The organism is Aeromonas sp. s7(2024) (genome assembly GCF_040907825.1).
In the GTDB taxonomy this organism is placed as follows: domain Bacteria; phylum Pseudomonadota; class Gammaproteobacteria; order Enterobacterales; family Aeromonadaceae; genus Aeromonas; species Aeromonas veronii.
In genome coordinates this window covers 265,462-281,906 of record NZ_JBFOCM010000016.1, presented here as the reverse complement: position 1 = coordinate 281,906, position 16,445 = coordinate 265,462, and the positions used below count along the sequence as shown (strand labels likewise).

Here is a 16,445-nt window from a genome sequence, read left to right as displayed (position 1 = left end):
CGGTTTTCTATATCTGGCATCGCGCCACTTCAGAGCGAGAAGTACGAGGGTTACTGCTCTGGCAGATTGAGATCCAGCTTGGCAGCCGGTTGTCCAGCTTGCTGATTCTCAGCCTGTGCAGCGGCCAGAGCACGCTTCAGGGCACGCCGTTTTTGTATCACCACAAACCCGACCCCACCCAATACCGCCAGCAGCACACCACCACCTGCCAATGCCCAGATCAGCCAGCCCATTTCCTCCTCTGCCGGAGCTTCATGGGTCGCCTCGGCACTGGAGGCCGGTGCGGCGGCCGACACCACCTCTACAGGAGGCGGCGGTGGCGGGAAGACATTGAAGGTTTTCACCGGCAACTCGATTTTCAGCTCACGGCCGAGGCGAGTGGTGCCATAGAGGGTTGCTTTCACCTCATGCTGACCGACCTCCTTGATGTTGGAGAGATCGATATCAAGCTTGGGGTCGCTGGCGGTCTCGCTGAACTCGTAGAGGCCGCCCACATTGCTGGTCACACTCCCCTTGACCACCACGGAAGCGGGATCCAGCTCATCACGGTCGATTAGCAGTGAGAGCTTGGCACCCAGCTCATCCGAAGGCGGCGACAAGTTATAGCTGAACGGATAGGGGTAAAGCAGTACATCCTGATAACGGGCACGGACAAACACCTGATTGCCCGTGCTGAACATGGCGCGGTACTTGCCACCGGGAATATCCTGCAGCGTCACTTCCGCCGTCATGATGCCATCGCCCGGCACTTCGTCGAGCCCCTTGCCATCATCGCGATAGTGACCAAGTACTTGATCCAGCACGACCTCTTTCTTATCGGCATCGCTGAACGATTGCAGCTTGACGGTCATGCCAAGGTCAGAGAGATAGTATTTATCTTTCGGCGGCTGACCATTGATCAGCAACCACGCCTTGAGCTTGACCACCTCCCCCTGATAGAGCTGCATCGGCAGGGCGGCGATATCGAGCCGGATATCGGAGAGAATGCGCACCCGGTTGTCGGGATCCACCTCGCCAATCGCCTGCCAGGGGCCCGGCATGGGATTGCGCAGGGTAATGAGATCATGCTCCAGCAGCGCCAGCCAACCCACATCTGCGGGTTTGACCTTGCCCACGTAAAGCTTGCTGCCATCGGGGCGAACCAGGATCACGGACGGGGTGCCCGGCTTGCGCTTGATGATGAAGGTGATCTCCTTCACGCCGTAATCGATGCGAAAGCGGTTATCCAGCAGCGGAATATCGGAAGGGGCAAATACCTCGGTCGCCATCGCCCCCAGCGAGAGCAATAGCAGCAGACCTGCACACCACTTGCTCATTGCCGCCACAGACAACTTCCTCCCTTTTTCTGTACCAGATCCAGTCTCGCTTCGTGCAGGGCCTGAACCTCGGCAGTGGCACGCACCACCTTGAGGGCGGGTCGGTTGCTCTCCAACCTGCGAATGCTGGTGTCCTGATTGCTCTCGTTTTCATTGCTTTCGGTGGCCAGATTGAGTTTGGTCTGACCACCGGTCATCAACAGATAGACGTCCGCCAGGATCTCCGCATCGAGCAAAGCCCCGTGCAGGGTACGGTGGGAGTTGTCGATACCGTAACGATCGCACAGCACATCCAGGTTGTTGCGCTTGCCGGGGAAGAGATCCCGCGCCATCGCCAGGGTATCTGTGATGGTGCAGATATCCGCCGTCTTGAAGTTGAGTCCGAGCTTGCTGAACTCGTAGTCCATGAAGCTCACGTCAAACGGTGCGTTGTGAGCGATCAGTTCGGCGCCGCGGATGAACTCGAGGAATTCGTCGGCAATCTGGCTGAACGACGGTTTGTCACGCAGGAACTCGTCGGTAATACCATGCACCTGGATCGCTTCCGGGTCGACCAGACGATCAGGCTTGATATAGACGTGATAGTGGTTACCGGTCAGCTTGCGGTTGATCACCTCCACACAGCCGATTTCGATAATGCGGTGCCCCAGATAGACAGGGCCGCCCGCCGTATTCATACCTGTGGTTTCAGTATCCAGAATGATCTGGCGATTCAGTTGGGGTGTGTTCATGATCCAATCTATGTCAAACTTCGGCTTTACTTACTCGCTAGTTTACCCCAAGCCTCATGTTAAAACAGATTGATTGCTCATGTTAAAACAGATTGATGTCTATACCGACGGCTCCTGCCTCGGCAATCCGGGCCCGGGTGGTTACGGGGCCGTGATGGTCTACGGCAAGCACCGCAAAGAGATTTCCGCCGGATTCAAGTTGACCACCAATAACCGGATGGAGCTGATGGCCGCCATCATGGGGCTGCGTACCCTCAACGAACCGTGCAAGGTGCGCCTCACTACCGACAGCCAGTATGTCCGCCAGGGGATCACCCAGTGGATCATCGGCTGGAAGAAGAAAGGGTGGATGACCGCCAACCGGCAACCGGTCAAAAACGTCGATCTCTGGAAGGAGCTGGATGCGGAAGTGGGTCGCCACCAGATTGAGTGGCTCTGGGTGAAGGGTCACTCCGGCCACCCGGAGAACGAACGGTGCGACGAGCTGGCCAGAGAGGCCGCCTGCGGCAAGGATCTGGCCGAAGATACCGGCTACCAGCCCTGACGGGCCATTCCCGGTGTGGCGAGGGACTTTGGCAGTTGCCAGCGCCGCCGCACCGGGATCAGTGGAAAGCGCCGTTTACGGGCTGCAATCACGTATACCGATGCAAATGCCCTGCAATAATCCCGCCCGATACTCTCTCGCCACCAACTGTGCCAACTCTGTTTTCCCATAAACGAATAACCAAAGCGCTCGTCGAACATCACCTCGCATCCCAATAGATGCAACCAGTCCGTCACCCGCCCAGGGGTGAACATCCGTGCCGACCAGGGCATTCTGCGCCGCAAGAACGGCACACAGTGACCGATCCCGACCAGACTCATGGGGTTATAGCCACTGATGATCAGCCAGCCATCGTCGGTCAACACTCTTTCGGCTTCGCGCAACACTTGGTGGGGATCGGCGGAGAAATCGAGGCAGTGAGCCAGCAGGCAGGCATCGACGCTGCCGGTCCGCACCGGCAGATCGAGGGGATCGCCATACATGTCGAGCAACCGCCCGCCGGGGGCGACCCCGATCTGGTGACGAATGGAGGAGCGTTTGCAGGAGAGTTCAGCGCTCAGGGCACCAATTTTCAGCAGATGATACCCAAACAGGTTGGGGCACCAGTTGTCGAGCCGATCCTGGATCTCTGCCGCCACCCAGTCCCCCATAGGCAATGCAGACCAGCTGGTCGGGATCTCGATTTGTTGTTCGGTACGTGCCACCTGCATAATAGGGCTCAACTCGGGGTTTCGAACGCCATCCTGTTATATAAGATACCCTCCCTAAAGAGAAGCAGACTCATGTATCCAGTGATCACAGTTCCAGCCTTTAATGACAACTACATCTGGTTGATCCGCCACGAAAATCACTGTCTGGTGGTCGATCCGGGCGATGCCGCCCCCGTGCTGGAGCGGCTCGAGGCATTGGGGCTGGTGCTCGATGCCATCCTGCTGACCCATCACCATCACGACCATGTGGGGGGGGTCACAGACCTGCTTGCCCACTTCCCCCACGCCCGGCTCTATGGCCCCAAACTTGACCCGATGCCGGATCACCACGGTCAGTGGCTGGAAGATGGCGATCAGATCAACTGGCACGGCCTCGCTCTCGAGGTGATCCATGTGCCCGGGCACACTCGCGGCCACATCGCCTACCACGGCAACGGCATGCTCTTTTGTGGCGATACCCTCTTCTCGGCCGGTTGTGGCCGCCTGTTTGAAGGGACGCCGGAGCAGATGTACCACTCGCTGCAACGACTCGCCGCCCTGCCCGATGAGACACTCATTTATTGTGCCCACGAGTACACCCTCTCCAACCTGCGTTTTGCCTATGCGGTCGAGCCGGACAACCCGGCGATCCGCCGCCAGATCGGGCTGATCAGCAAACTGCGGCAACAGGGGCTGCCAAGCCTGCCAACCCGGCTGGGTGACGAACGCACTTTCAACATTTTTCTGCGCTGCGAACAGGATTCAGTGAAATTTTCTGCTGAAAAACATGGGCTAAAATGCGTGGAAAATCCGGTAGATACCTTCACTATCCTGCGTCAGTGGAAGGACGTTTTTTGAACAAACCTTGATCAGGGGGCCATTGCCCCTTATGATGCGAGCTGTTTTTCCTAAAAATGACCGGAACGAGATGAAGGTACGAACGGCCTTATTGGCAGCGCTGTTGCTCAGCGGCTGCCAAAACCTGAGCCATCAGGATGACCGGGCGCTAACGGCAATCGAGCCGATCAAGTCCCCCCAGGTCAAGAAAAAAGCGCATAAAAAACACTCTTCCCATTTCCTGTTTGGCGATGAACAGCTGGACGAAATGGAAGATACGGACAATCTGTGGGTGCGTATCAGCGATGATATGCAACTGGAAACTCCGGACAACCCGCGCATCCGCCAGCAACGTGAGTGGCTGTTGCGCAATGATAAGCATCTGGCGACCATTGCCAGCCGGGCTGAACCCTACCTCTATCTGATGGTAGAGGAGATTGAACGGCGTGAGCTGCCAATGGAGCTTATTACTGTCCCGATGATCGAGAGCATGTTTGATCCCCATGCCCGATCCCGCAGCAATGCCGTCGGTCTGTGGCAGTTTGTGCCAGCGACAGGCAGAAACTTCGGTCTGCGCCACGACAACTGGTATGACGGACGGCGCGATGTGCTGGCCTCAACCAATGCGGCGCTCGACTATCTGGAGTACCTGAACCGCTTCTTTGACGGTGACTGGCTGCAGACGCTAGCCGCCTACAATGCCGGGGAAGGACGGGTGCGCAACGCCATCCAGCGTAACCAGCGCGCAGGCAAACCGACCGACTACTGGTCGCTCGATCTGCCCCGGGAAACCCGGATGTATGTGCCCAAGATCCTCGCCATGGCTGACATGATCAGCAATGCGGACAAGTACAATATCCAGTTGCCGGTACTCGCCAACGAGCCGAAGCTGCGAGTGGTGGAGACCGGCAGCCAGATCGATCTGAACGTGGCCGCCCAACTGGCCGGTCTGCGCACGTCACAGCTCAAGGAGGTCAATCCGGCCCTGAGCCGTGGTGTGATGTCGCCCCGTGGCCCTTACCGCCTGCTGGTACCGGTAGAGTATGCCGATACCCTGGAGCTGGCACTGGCCGATCTGCCCAAGAGCGAGCGTATTCGTACCCGCTCCTATCAGGTCACCAGTGGCGATACCCTGTCGCGCATCGCCCAGAATCATGGCGTCAGCGTGAACGAGCTGAAGCTGGCCAACAATCTGCGCAGCAACAACCTGCGTCGCGGTCAGCAACTGGTGATCCCGACCCACGGTCAGGTCAGCAGCAAGGCAAGCTCCGCCAGCAAACCGCAACAGCTGGCAAGCCGTGGCAGCAGCCAGAAGGCCAAAGTCAGTTACAAGGTGCGCTCGGGTGACAACCTGTGGAGCATCAGCCAGGCACACGGCGTCTCCCACGAAGAGCTCGCCAAGTGGAATGGTCTGAATGCCAAGTCGGCGCTCAAACCAGGCATGAAGCTGGTGGTCTATCCAAAGCAAGGGAAGAAGAGCGACAAATCGATGGTGTATCAGGTTCGCCGTGGCGACTCCATCTCCTCCATCGCGGCTCGCTTCCAGGTGGCCATCAACGATGTGATGCGCTGGAATCAGCTGGATAAAGGGGATTACCTCAAGCCCGGTCAGGAGCTGACCCTGTTTGTGAAGAACAACAGCTAAGCCTCACCGCTTGAACCCGATAAAAAACGGGGCCAGTCATCTGACTGGCCCCGTTTTTTATTACTGCGGTTAACCGCTGCGGTGTCTGAGCCACCGACTAGAACAATGGCTTGGCGCCGCCTGCGGATGCATCACCGCTCTGCAGGCAAAACTATAACCGCTATTCCCAAAGCCTTGTCGGCACCACCATCAGCACGGTGCGCTGACCAATCGCCACGTTGGCATTGGGGAAGACCACCGCCTCACGCGGCTTCTCGACCGTGTAGCGAAGCTCGCCATCCTCGGCCAACACGAACCCTTGGGGGAATTCGGTGAAGTTGTCCACATCGCTGGCAAACAGGAAGCGAAAGTCCGCCGATTTTTTGGTGATCACCCGATCGATGGCAAACAGGGTGAAATCATCCGCCCGCCACGGCTCCAGCACCACCTCATTCTGAGTGACCAGCTCTTGCAGCGCTTGGCGGGTTTCGATAAAGCGGGTCATATCGTTCTCGCCAAACGGGCGCACCTTGCCCAACTCCACCGTAAAGGCGTGGGCACCATGCTGGCGGGAGCTGTAGTAGCTGAAGGTCGTGGTCGAGCTGGCGGAGAGCAGAATGGTGCGCACCCCGCAGGCACCGAGGAACTGCACCTGCTCGCGGCAGTGAGGCCGCTCGTGGGGGAAGGGGTAGACGGCAAACTTCTCGTGGCGCGAGCCGCGAATGGCGGTGTGCAGATCGTAGTGGTAACGGGGACGAGCCGGATCGGCAAAGAAGCGGCTCACATACTGCTCGAGACGCATGGCGCGGATCCGCTCCCGATTGCAGAGCCCCTCCCCCTTGCTGTGGGCGCCGGAGAAGAGGCGGTTCATGTTCTCCTCCACCTCCCGCAGCCCGAGGTTCATCGCCGCCGGATTGCCAAACAGGAACAGCACCCGATGGCGGGCGGTCAGCTCGCCTGAGAGCAGACGGCTCAGCAGCTGGTTGCAGATCTCGATGGGAGCGGTCTCGTTGCCGTGGATGCCGCAGGAGAGGACGATATCCTTGCGTCCTCCCGGCTGGTCGTCCGTGCCACTGGCAGGCTCCAGACAGAGCACGCCCGTATCCCAGACGCTGACCCGCGTACCATCGGGCAGGGCAAATTCAAAGGGCTCAAGCTGCCACTCATGACTGCGGGTCAAGGCCAAAAAATCGTGCTGGGGAATCATCCGTCTCACCCTCTTGCGCTGGAATACTATGGCCGGATTATACGCAAGGCGTTGCGGCTTAAAATCAATTTTTAAACAAATTCAAACATTAACGATACAAGTGTGATAACAATCGAACGATGACGGCAATGGCAGTAGCGATGTGGAATAAAGAGGAGAGGAAAAAGGATCAATAAATAACGGGGAAAAACGGGGGGAGGATAAAACAGACAATTACAGAACTGGCGGCTGGACGCCACAGGGGCAGAACAGCAAACGACTCAGCAGAAAGACAAGGCATCCATGCCCGGCAGATCAACCACGCCAGAACGGCTTGGTGGTCTCTTGATAACGGTCAGCTTCGTTCAGGCCGATGTCTTTGAGCAGGTACTCGGGCAGTTCGGAGAGCTGGCGACGGCTGCGGCTGCGCTCCAGCCAAGTCAGAACGGTCATTTTAACGCGAGCAACCAGATTCAATTGGCTGGAATGCTGGTAACCGGTTTCGGTATAAGTCATGTTGGCCATGATGTGGCTCCTCTGAATATTTGTTTACGCACTGGGCTTTATTTGATGCGCAAAGCTTAGTCAGGGAGCAGGGCCGACTCAATTGACGAATTTTGATACGTTACATTAGGAAAACTAATAGTAAAAAACTGACTGATACAATTTTAATGCTTTGATTTATAAAGAATAATTAAGTCACCATTCGACCATTAACGGCCCGCAGCATATTATGCTGCATGGCACCACCTTACATATGCAATTTACCGCATTGCCTATGCACTCGCCAATGGACGTGCCATGGGTGGCAACCCCGTCATTACATTCGATTGTTAACCCTGTGATCTCTTGGTGATCTTAAATTAACACAATGAAACATAAAAAAAACTTACCTTTCCTCCCACGCTGCTCCCTCGATGAGGAGCCGAAAACGCCCCTCTTGGCGCGCAACCGGCATACTGGTATGGTTATTTATACAGTAGTTTATTCCCCTGCCCTGACGCCATCGTTTATGCCGTCAGAGGCGGATGAAACCACAGGATCATCGATGGATACCTTTACCCCGACCGCCGCCCTGCGTCAACAGATGGAGGCCATTGAAGCCTCTCTGGATCAGCTGGCCACCCTGCTCGGCCAGCTCGAACTGCAGGAGGCCCATGTCTATCCCCTCCCCCCGGTGGCGCAGGGCGAAGAGCACGACCCCATCAGCCAGATTGAGGTGGGTTACCTGAGCGGCGACGAGGCACTGGCTGCCACCTTGTCGGCCTATCGGGATCACAGCGCCCGCCCCGGCTGCTCCACCAAGGCCACCCGTCGTCTGCCCGGCTGGCTGCGCTTTCCCGCCGCCGCCGCTCCGCTGATCCAGCCGCTGGTTGAGGAGATCAATCAGCGCAAGCTCGAGTTCAAGGCGCTGGTGCAGCAGGCGGGGGGACGGGACGAGAAGTTCGAGCTGGTACATACCGCCCTGCCCGGGGTGATCACGCTGCAGGTCTACCGCAAGCTGACCCTGTTGACAGGTGAGCTGCAATCCCTCGGCTTTACCTGGGCCGACAAGCAGACCATCAATCGCCTCAGTCGCGAGCAGGTGCTTGAGATGCTGGAGCGCAGCCGCCGCTACATACCGGCCCTCTCCAACAACGAGGAGTGGAGCAAGATGGTGGATCAGGAGGTATACGACATTCGCCGTCTGCCGGCCGATGCCGAGCTGCGGATCCGCCGCCCGGTCAAGACCCACCCGATGATCAATCTGCTCTGGCTGGAGCGCACCCCGCGCAAGCAGCAGATCAAGGCGAGCCTGCCTCTGCTGCTCTGCTCGGATACCCCGCCTGCAGTCACCCATCTGGGCAACTATCCCCCCAAGAGCCGGCAGGCGCGGCGGGATCGCAAGATTGGCGGCGAGCCCATCATCGATCGGCTGCACCTCTATCTCTATCAGGGGTGACTGGATCAGGGATAGCTGGGCCGCCTTGCCGCGATAAACGAAGTATCCCGCATCAGCACCCCAAATAAGAAAGGGGAGAACATCTCTGGATGTTCTCCCCTTTTCTGTATCGATAGACGGTATGTAAGGCGGCGTCGCCAATCAGCCCATCAGCAGGGCCCGCAGGCTCTCCACATCCAGCCCGCGCACCTCGGACTGGCCGCTCAGCAGGCCATCGGCCAGCGCCCGCTTCTCGTCGTGCAGGGCGACAATCTTCTCCTCCACCGTCTGCTCGCACACCAGCCGGTACACGGTCACCGGCTGGGTCTGACCCATCCGGTGCGCCCGATCGCTCGCCTGGTCTTCCACCGCCGGGTTCCACCAGGGATCGAGGTGCAGCACGGTATCGGCCTGGGTGAGGTTGAGGCCGGTCCCCCCTGCCTTGAGGCTGATGAGGAACAGCGGCACCTCCTCATGACGAAAACGCAGGATGGAGTCCTGACGGGACTTGGCGGAGCAGCCGCCATCCAGATAGCAGTAGTCCCAGGACTTCTGCTCGATGCGGGCCCGCAACAGACTCAGCAGATCGACGAACTGGCTGAACACCAGCACCCGATGACCGCCGTCGATCGCCTCTTCCAGCAGGGCCATCGCCTCGTCCAGCTTGCTGCTGGTCTGCGACCACTCGGGCATCACCAGCTCCGGCGAGCAGCAGAGACGGCGCAGCCGGGTCAGGCCGCTCAGCACATGCATCAGGGCGCGCCCATCGGCGCTCTGCACCTGCTGCACCACTTCCCGCCGGGTCGCCTCGTAGAGCTGGCGCTCCTCGGGGGAGAGGCTGATGTGGTGGATGATCTCGGTCTTGTCCGGCAGCTCGGTCAGCACCTGCTGCTTGAGACGGCGCAGGATGAAGGGGCTGATCACCGCCCGCAGCAGCGCCATGTGCTGGGGATCCTTGACCGCCTTGCCAAAGCGACGCTTGAACTCGCCAAGGCTTCCGAGCAGCCCCGGGTTGATAAAGGTGAAGAGGCTCCACAGCTCCCCCAGATGGTTCTCGATGGGGGTGCCGGAGAGGGCGAGGCGAAAATCGCCGTCGAGCTGGAACAACAGCTTGGCGCGCTGGGTGCCGGCGTTTTTGATCTGCTGCGCCTCATCGAGCACCATGCTGGACCAGCGGCGGGACTTGAGCGCCTCCGCCAGGCTGCCGAGCATGCCGTAGTTGATGAGGATCACCTGACCGGCCTTGGCCTCGCGAATGATCCCCTCCCGCTCGGCCGGGTTCTCGAACACCACCACATCCAGCTCGGGGGCGAAACGGGTCACCTCCTCCTGCCAGTTGGTGACCACTGACTTGGGTACTACTACCAGCGCAGGGCCAAGGTGCTGGCGCATGCGCAACACAATCAGCGCCTGCAGCGTCTTGCCCAGACCCATGTCATCGGCCAGACAGGCACCAAAACCGTGGTGGGCCAGGGTCGCCATCCAGCGCACCCCCTCTTTCTGATAGTCCCGCAGGGAGGTAAGCAGCTCGCCCGGGCAATCGACCTCCTGCTGCCACTCCTGCTGCAGGGATTGCCACGCTGCATCCCCTTCGGTGGTAATGACCGAGAGCAGGCGAGTGAGCGGATAGGCCAGCTTGCTGTTGATGCGCTGCTCTTCATCGAGCATGGCCCCCAGCATGGTGAGCCGCTCCACCAGCTTGTCGCTCAGCATCAGGCTGGTCTTCTCGTCGAGCTGAACGGTGCGCTGCCCCGGGGTCATCTGACGCAGAATAAGGCGCAGGTCGAGGATCTGGTGCTCATCAAGCGCCAGTGCCCCTTCGACCTGGAACCAGTCCTGCCGCCGCTCGATGCGCAGGCTCAGAGCCGCTTCATCAAGGCTCTTGAGGCGAGCGCTGTCCTGATGCCAGTGAATGACCACACCGGCATCCACCAGCTCGGGCAGGGCATTGACCAGTGCCAGCGCCTGTTCCCCCTGCAGCAGCCACTCGCTGCCGGGCAGGCCGATGGGGAGTTGATTGCGCAGCAACTGGGCCTGCAGCTTCTCGGCCGCGAGATCCCGCTGCCAGTAGTGGTACGCCTTGATCCCCTGCCGCACGATCGCCTCCCCCTTGCCAAGGGGCTGGGGCGGCAGATCCTCAAAGCGGGTCACCAGCTTGACCGACAGCTGACCATCCTGCCAATCCAGTTGCACCGAAGGAATGCCCGGCCAGGGAGCCAGTTCGGCGTTGCCGCTAAGCCCCGCAACCTGACTGTGCCAGGGCAGCTCGGGAATGGCGTCCAGGGTGCGTTGCAGCTCGGCTAGCCCCTCGGCGGGCAGCAGCGGGATGGATTCGAGCGCTGGCAAGCGGTCGAGCAGCGGCTGCGGGGTAAGGATCAGCTGCCACAGATCCTGCGCCAGCGGCATGATATGGGCCCCGCGGGCGGCCGCATCGGGGCAGAGCTGCGCGCTCATCCCCTGCTCGGTGGCCACCACCTGCAGCAGGGGGGCGCTGATGGCCAGTTGCAGCTTTTGCCCCTTGGCGTTGAACAAGCGGGGGTGATCGGCCAGCGGCGCCCAGACATCCCGCGGCAGTCGTCCCATCACCCGTGGCAGGGTGCGAACTAGTGCCCAGTCATGCTCGTCGAGCATGGCGGCATACTGGGTAGAGAGCAGGGCCGGATCGACCCGGCGACCGGCGGTCCACTCCCCCTTGGTACTCAGCTTCTGGATCTTGCACTCCAGCTCGGGGCCCTCGGCATGGAGCAGCCACACCAACCGCTCTTGCGGCTTGCGTACGCCACTCGAGCGTCCCAGCCCCTGCAACCAGTTGAGCCAGCTGGCAGAGGCCGCGGTTTTATCCTCGTCCCCGTCATCATCCTGCTCGTCAGTGCCCTCTTGCGCACTCTCCTCACTGCCGCGCAGTTGGCACAAGGGCGCCCCTTTGGCCGCCTCGCCCAACAAGATACGCAGCAGATCCTGACAAAATGCCATCAGGCGATGATGGGGCTCGGCATCGAGCAGATGAGAGAGATCCCACTTGTGCAACATGGCCACCTGCGGGCTCTGGGCACCGTGACGGGCCAGCGCGCAGAGATCGAGCCAGAGATAGCCCCAGTGGAGCTCCTCCACCGGCAGTTGCAGGGTATCAAACAGGCCAACCGCCTGACCGTGGCGATCACCCGCCCACTGGCTGAGCAGGTCGGCAAGCAGGGGGAACTGGCCAGTCAGGCTGCGCTGCCACTTCTTGCGCTGTTCGCTGGCGATAACGGGATCGGCCTGCTGCAACCAGCCAAGCCAGAGCAGGGCGCTGAATGAACGGGGCCACTGGCCCGCCTCACCCTCATCGGTTGCCTGCCACTGGCCCAGCGCAGTGAGCAGTCGCTCGCCAAGCGGGCCGCTCTGGCTCTGCTGGGCCAGCGCCTGCAGGGCCGGCCAGCCGGGGGCGGCATCCTGGTCCTCGCCGGTTGGCGATGTGCTCTCGCCATCCCCGCAGAGCCAGCGCCACTCCGCCTCGAAGGTTTTGGCCCGTGCCTGCACCTCGGGGGCACAGCGCACCAGCGCATTGGCCAGCGGCCAGCGCTCTTCATAGGGGGCATCGAGCAAGAGTTGCAGCGAGAAGTGCTCCAGCAACATTTGCTGCCAGGCGGGGCTGGAGCCCGCCAGCAACTGGTGAGCGTCCGGGGTATCGAGCAGGGTCAGCAGATCGCTGGCCGAGAAATAGGTGGGGATCTCCCCCGCTTTGCCGCGACAGAGCTCGCGCACCACCGCATGGGTGAGATCCTGCCCGGTCAATGAGGGCACCCGGCTCCAGTCCGGCGCCGGGCAGAGACCGGCACGCACTCCCAGGATCAGCGCCAGCGTCCCCTCGGCGGTCAGGCTCCACTGCTGCTCCCCGCGCAATCTGACCAGCCCCGCATCCTGCAGTCGGGTCAGTTTATCGATCAGGGCATGGCCTATCGCCAGTTGTTCTTGCAGCAAACGGGTACTGGCAACGCGCTGCAATTGCAGGGTGGCGAGCAGGGCATAACTATCCGAAGAGAGGGTGGACGCAGACATCAAGACTCACGGGCAAGTGCAAAAGCGGAATTTTAACGGTAAAGCGCCAGCGGCTCGACCCTTTACCGTGAAATAACTCAAAAAAAAAACGGCCATCCATGATGACCGTCGAAAGTAACGAAGGAAATAGCCGGATCATCCGGTTACCTCCCACAGCGGGAAAATCGGGAGCGCTAGCCCCTAATTCGTGGAGCCAATGCTAGAGGTTGGCGCCCGAAAAAGCTTTGAAGCGGATCACAGTTGAAAAGGATTTCTGAAAACGGTTTCAATTTTGACGGCAAAAAACCATGATTTCGCGCCAAATGAACCATGTCCCAACCCCTCCTGCTCACCCGGCACAAGCGGTGAAAACCCTATGACGTCGCTTGTCGCCCCCCTGTGCGGGCAGCTGTATAGCTTCACCATACCCCGCCGCCCGCAGGCTAGGTTTCAGGGCAACCGGACATGGCCGAGATGGGCCAGGAGAGCACGAATCTGCTCCCTCCCCGCCCGGTAGCTTGGCAAACCGCGCTGCCGCCGTGGGCCTCGGCAATCGCCTTGACCACGGCGAGTCCGAGCCCGCTACCGCCGCTCTTGCGCGAGCGTGACGGATCTCCCCGACGAAACGCATCGAAGATACAGGCGGCGACCTCCTCGCTGATGCCTGGCCCCTCATCTTCCACACTCAGGACGCACACACTCTCCGAGCGATACAGCCGCACGGTCAGCAGGCCCGGCAGCGCGTGCTTCTGGGCATTTTCCAACAGCGCCATCAGGGCCTGACGGATGCGAAACAGATCGCAGCAGACATGAAGTTCGCTATCCAGCTCCCGCTGCAACACAAATCCGCTCGCCGCCAGAGGGCTGGCAAATGCCTCAAGCACCACGGCAAGCTCGTCGGCCAGACTGACCTCGGTCCGCTGCAACTCCAGATGGCCGCTGTCGTTGAGGCTCAATACCCGCAAATCCTCGATCAGGTGATTGAGCCCCTCCACCTGACGCAGCAACCCCTCGAAGAGTTCGCTACTGGGAGGAAATACCCCTTCGGCCAGCCCCTGCAAACGGCCGCGCAAAATGGTCACCGGAGTGCGCAACTCGTGGGCGATGGCGGCATTCCAGAACTCCCGCTCGCGGGTCATGCTCTGCAGCCGCTCGGCCATGGCGTTGAAGTCGCGCACCAGTTGCGCCGTCTCCCCGATCGCCTGCTCATCCTCCGGCACGCGGGCATCGAGTTTGCCCTCAGCCACCTCGCGCAGGCTGGTTGCCACCGAGTTGAGGGGAGTCAGGATGCGGCGAGAGAGGCGAACAGCCACGTACAGCGCCATCCCCAATGCAATGAGAATGGTGGAGCCGATCCATAACATCTCGACTCTGGAGGGCACCCAGGTCTCGGAGATGCTGCCCGGCACAAACGCCACGGCGATACCATAAAACACATAGGTGCCGATCACCGCGAGGGAGATGATACCAAGCGTCATCAAGCCCAGAGAGCGGATGATCTGCCTGCGAAGGCCGGGCGCCGATTTCATGCATCGCCCCCGAAGCGATAGCCAACGCCCCAGACACTGGCGGGGACCCCCTGAATGCCGTGTGTCTCCAGTTTTTTGCGCAACTTGCTGATGTGGCTATCCACAGTGCGCTCCTGGGTATCCCCCTCCGGCAGGCAGTGAGTCAGCAGTTCGGCGCGACTGAACACCCGTTTCGGCGCCCGCATCAAAGAGGCGAGCAACTTGAACTCGGTCAGGGTCAGCTCCAGCACCTGCTGCTGGTCATCGCGGAAAATGCTGGCCTCGTGGCTCTCCAGATCGATCTGAAACTGGCCGACCCGCAACACGTTCGCCGTGGCAGGCTTTACGGCTCGGGTGCGCCTGAGCACGGCCTGCACTCGCGCCACCACTTCGGCCGGATTGAAGGGTTTGACCACATAGTCATCCGCCCCCATGCGCAGCCCCATCAGTTTGTCGAGATCCTGATCGAGGGCGGTCAGCATGATCACCGGCGTATCGCCGCGCGCCCGGATCTCGCTGAGCACCTGCCAGCCATCCAGTTGCGGCATCTGTACATCCAGCAGCAGGAGATCGGGTTTGAATGCCTGATGCATGGCCAGCGCTTCACGGCCATCGGCGGCGTGCAGGGAGCGCAAGCCATGACGTTGCAGGTAAGCGGCGAGGATGTCGGCGATCTCGGCTTCATCCTCTGCAATCAGTACCAGTGACTGGCCCGCCGGGCTGGCGGAAGCATTGAGATGGGACATAGTCGGACTCGAAAAAAGGTGGCGTTGAACTTTATCATCGCCTCCATGGATTCTCCACAAAGCCTCGAATCATTCGCAATAGCCTCTCGCCATAATGGCCGCTCGATGCACTCTCCGGTCACATCACACCGGAGAGACGGTTTAACGAGGTGAGTGGATGATGTTTGTCAAACAGCGGTATGTGGGCGCCCTGCTCGCCGTCATTACCGCATTCGGGTTGGCGGGTTGCGACGCCTCGCCGCAAGAGCAGGAGGCACCCGCCCTGCCTCAGGTATCGGTGCTGACTCTGACTGGTCGGGAGCTTGACATCAGCGAGGATCTGCCCGCCCGGGTGGCAGCACTGCGCAGCGCCGACATTCGCGCCCAGATCAGCGGCATCGTGCAGCGCCGCCTGTTCGAGCAGGGCGCCGAGATCAGCGCTGGCACAGTGCTGTTCCAGATAAACCCGGCCCCCTTCAAGGCCGATGTCGACAGCGCCGCCGCCGCATTGCAACGGGCCGAGGCCGTGCTGGCCCGCGCCCGCATCCAGATTGACCGCCTGAAGCCGCTGCTGCGCACCGACGCCATCAGCCGCCAGACCTATGACGATGCGATCTCCCAGCGGGATCAGGCGGCCGCCGATGTGGCCCAGGCCAGGGCGACCCTGGCTCGGCACCAGCTGAACCTGCAATTTGCCAGCGTGGAGGCCCCCATCGCCGGACGTATCGATCAGGCGCTGGTGAGTGAAGGGGCACTGGTGTCCCCCACCGATACCACTCCCATGGCCCGGATCCAGCAGATTGATCAGGTCTACGTCGATGTGCGTCAACCGGCCTCGGTGCTGGAATCCCTGCGCCAACAGGCTGGCTCAACGGCAACGGCACCGGAACTGGCAGTGGAGATCCTCGGCAGCAATGGCACACCGCTGGGCATGCAGGGGCACATCCTCTTCTCCGGTATCGAGGTCGATGCCGGAACCGGCGACGTGCTGCTGCGGGTGCTGGTGGATAACCCTGAGCGGCGCCTGTTGCCCGGCCTCTATGTGCAGGCGCGCATCCCCCGTGCCCGCTATGCCAACGCCCTGACCGTGCCCCAGCAGGCGGTAGTTCGCACATCGGGTCAGACCAGCGTGTGGATGGTGAATGGCCAGGGGCAGGCACAGCTGGTTCCGGTCAATACCGCTGAACTGGTGAATAGCCAGTACCGCATCGCGTCCGGGCTCAGTGCCGGGCAACAGGTGGTGATCGAAGGGATCGACCGTCTGACCCCGGGAGTTCAGGTCATTGCCTCCCCCTGGCAACCACCCGCTGTCAGCCAACCGGCTGACGGTGGCATTCGCTGAATCGG

13 protein-coding genes are annotated in these 16,445 nt (G+C 60.6%); 5 read left to right on the top strand and 8 right to left on the bottom strand.

Annotated features, from left to right (window positions below; all coding sequences use genetic code 11):
- Window positions 1–50 precede the first annotated feature (50 nt).
- Both AB5Y73_RS06285 and dnaQ read right to left on the bottom strand, forming a co-directional pair.
- Window positions 51–1,316 (bottom strand): TIGR03503 family protein, encoded by a 1,266-nt coding sequence (locus AB5Y73_RS06285; RefSeq protein ID WP_107682286.1) that lies wholly within the window; start codon window positions 1,314–1,316, stop codon window positions 51–53.
- Window positions 1,313–2,047 carry a DNA polymerase III subunit epsilon gene (dnaQ, locus tag AB5Y73_RS06280; protein WP_088869726.1) on the bottom strand — a complete coding sequence of 245 codons (735 nt, stop codon included), beginning with the start codon at window positions 2,045–2,047 and terminating at the stop codon, window positions 1,313–1,315. The genes AB5Y73_RS06285 and dnaQ overlap by 4 nt, the downstream gene beginning before the upstream one ends.
- Window positions 2,048–2,126: 79 nt before the next feature.
- Between dnaQ and rnhA the strand changes: the two genes are divergently transcribed.
- Entirely contained in the window at window positions 2,127–2,591 is a 465-nt protein-coding gene (gene rnhA, locus AB5Y73_RS06275; RefSeq protein WP_005353268.1) for a ribonuclease HI, read from the top strand.
- On the opposite strand, the gene AB5Y73_RS06270 is transcribed toward rnhA, so the two are convergent.
- Window positions 2,579–3,301, bottom strand: a complete 723-nt coding sequence (locus tag AB5Y73_RS06270) for a methyltransferase domain-containing protein (RefSeq protein WP_005361718.1) — start codon at window positions 3,299–3,301, stop codon at window positions 2,579–2,581. The genes rnhA and AB5Y73_RS06270 overlap by 13 nt on opposite strands.
- 72 nt (window positions 3,302–3,373) lie before the next feature.
- On the opposite strand from AB5Y73_RS06270, the gene gloB reads away from it, so the two are divergent.
- The gene (gloB, locus tag AB5Y73_RS06265) at window positions 3,374–4,138 is read left to right on the top strand and encodes a hydroxyacylglutathione hydrolase (RefSeq protein ID WP_005337817.1); all 765 of its coding nucleotides are present in this window, start codon (window positions 3,374–3,376) and stop codon (window positions 4,136–4,138) included.
- Between the two features lie 70 nt (window positions 4,139–4,208).
- Complete coding sequence (locus tag AB5Y73_RS06260) at window positions 4,209–5,762, top strand: LysM peptidoglycan-binding domain-containing protein (protein WP_005361719.1); 1,554 nt, start codon at window positions 4,209–4,211, stop codon at window positions 5,760–5,762.
- Between the two features lie 160 nt (window positions 5,763–5,922).
- Here AB5Y73_RS06260 and astE read toward each other — a convergent pair whose 3' ends face one another.
- Complete coding sequence (gene astE / locus AB5Y73_RS06255) at window positions 5,923–6,948, bottom strand: succinylglutamate desuccinylase (RefSeq protein ID WP_118854032.1); 1,026 nt, start codon at window positions 6,946–6,948, stop codon at window positions 5,923–5,925.
- A 294-nt stretch (window positions 6,949–7,242) separates the two neighbouring features.
- Complete coding sequence (locus AB5Y73_RS06250; protein WP_005337823.1) at window positions 7,243–7,452, bottom strand: DUF1127 domain-containing protein; 210 nt, start codon at window positions 7,450–7,452, stop codon at window positions 7,243–7,245.
- 523 nt (window positions 7,453–7,975) lie between these two features.
- Between AB5Y73_RS06250 and AB5Y73_RS06245 the strand changes: the two genes are divergently transcribed.
- On the top strand, window positions 7,976–8,869 hold the full coding sequence (locus AB5Y73_RS06245) for a DNA replication terminus site-binding protein (protein WP_107682284.1): 894 nt from the start codon (window positions 7,976–7,978) through the stop codon (window positions 8,867–8,869).
- Between the two features lie 141 nt (window positions 8,870–9,010).
- Here AB5Y73_RS06245 and AB5Y73_RS06240 read toward each other — a convergent pair whose 3' ends face one another.
- The 3 genes from AB5Y73_RS06240 to AB5Y73_RS06230 form a co-directional block, all read right to left on the bottom strand.
- Window positions 9,011–12,886, bottom strand: coding sequence for a DEAD/DEAH box helicase (locus tag AB5Y73_RS06240; RefSeq protein ID WP_107682283.1), 3,876 nt, complete (start codon window positions 12,884–12,886; stop codon window positions 9,011–9,013).
- A 422-nt stretch (window positions 12,887–13,308) separates the two neighbouring features.
- Window positions 13,309–14,394 (bottom strand): ATP-binding protein, encoded by a 1,086-nt coding sequence (locus AB5Y73_RS06235; protein ID WP_107682282.1) that lies wholly within the window; start codon window positions 14,392–14,394, stop codon window positions 13,309–13,311.
- Entirely contained in the window at window positions 14,391–15,119 is a 729-nt protein-coding gene (locus tag AB5Y73_RS06230; RefSeq protein WP_040065122.1) for a response regulator, read from the bottom strand. The genes AB5Y73_RS06235 and AB5Y73_RS06230 overlap by 4 nt, the downstream gene beginning before the upstream one ends.
- Window positions 15,120–15,276: 157 nt before the next feature.
- Between AB5Y73_RS06230 and AB5Y73_RS06225 the strand changes: the two genes are divergently transcribed.
- A complete protein-coding gene (locus AB5Y73_RS06225) occupies window positions 15,277–16,440 on the top strand; it encodes an efflux RND transporter periplasmic adaptor subunit (protein ID WP_368147379.1) in 1,164 nt (387 codons plus the stop codon).
- Window positions 16,441–16,445 lie beyond the last annotated feature (5 nt).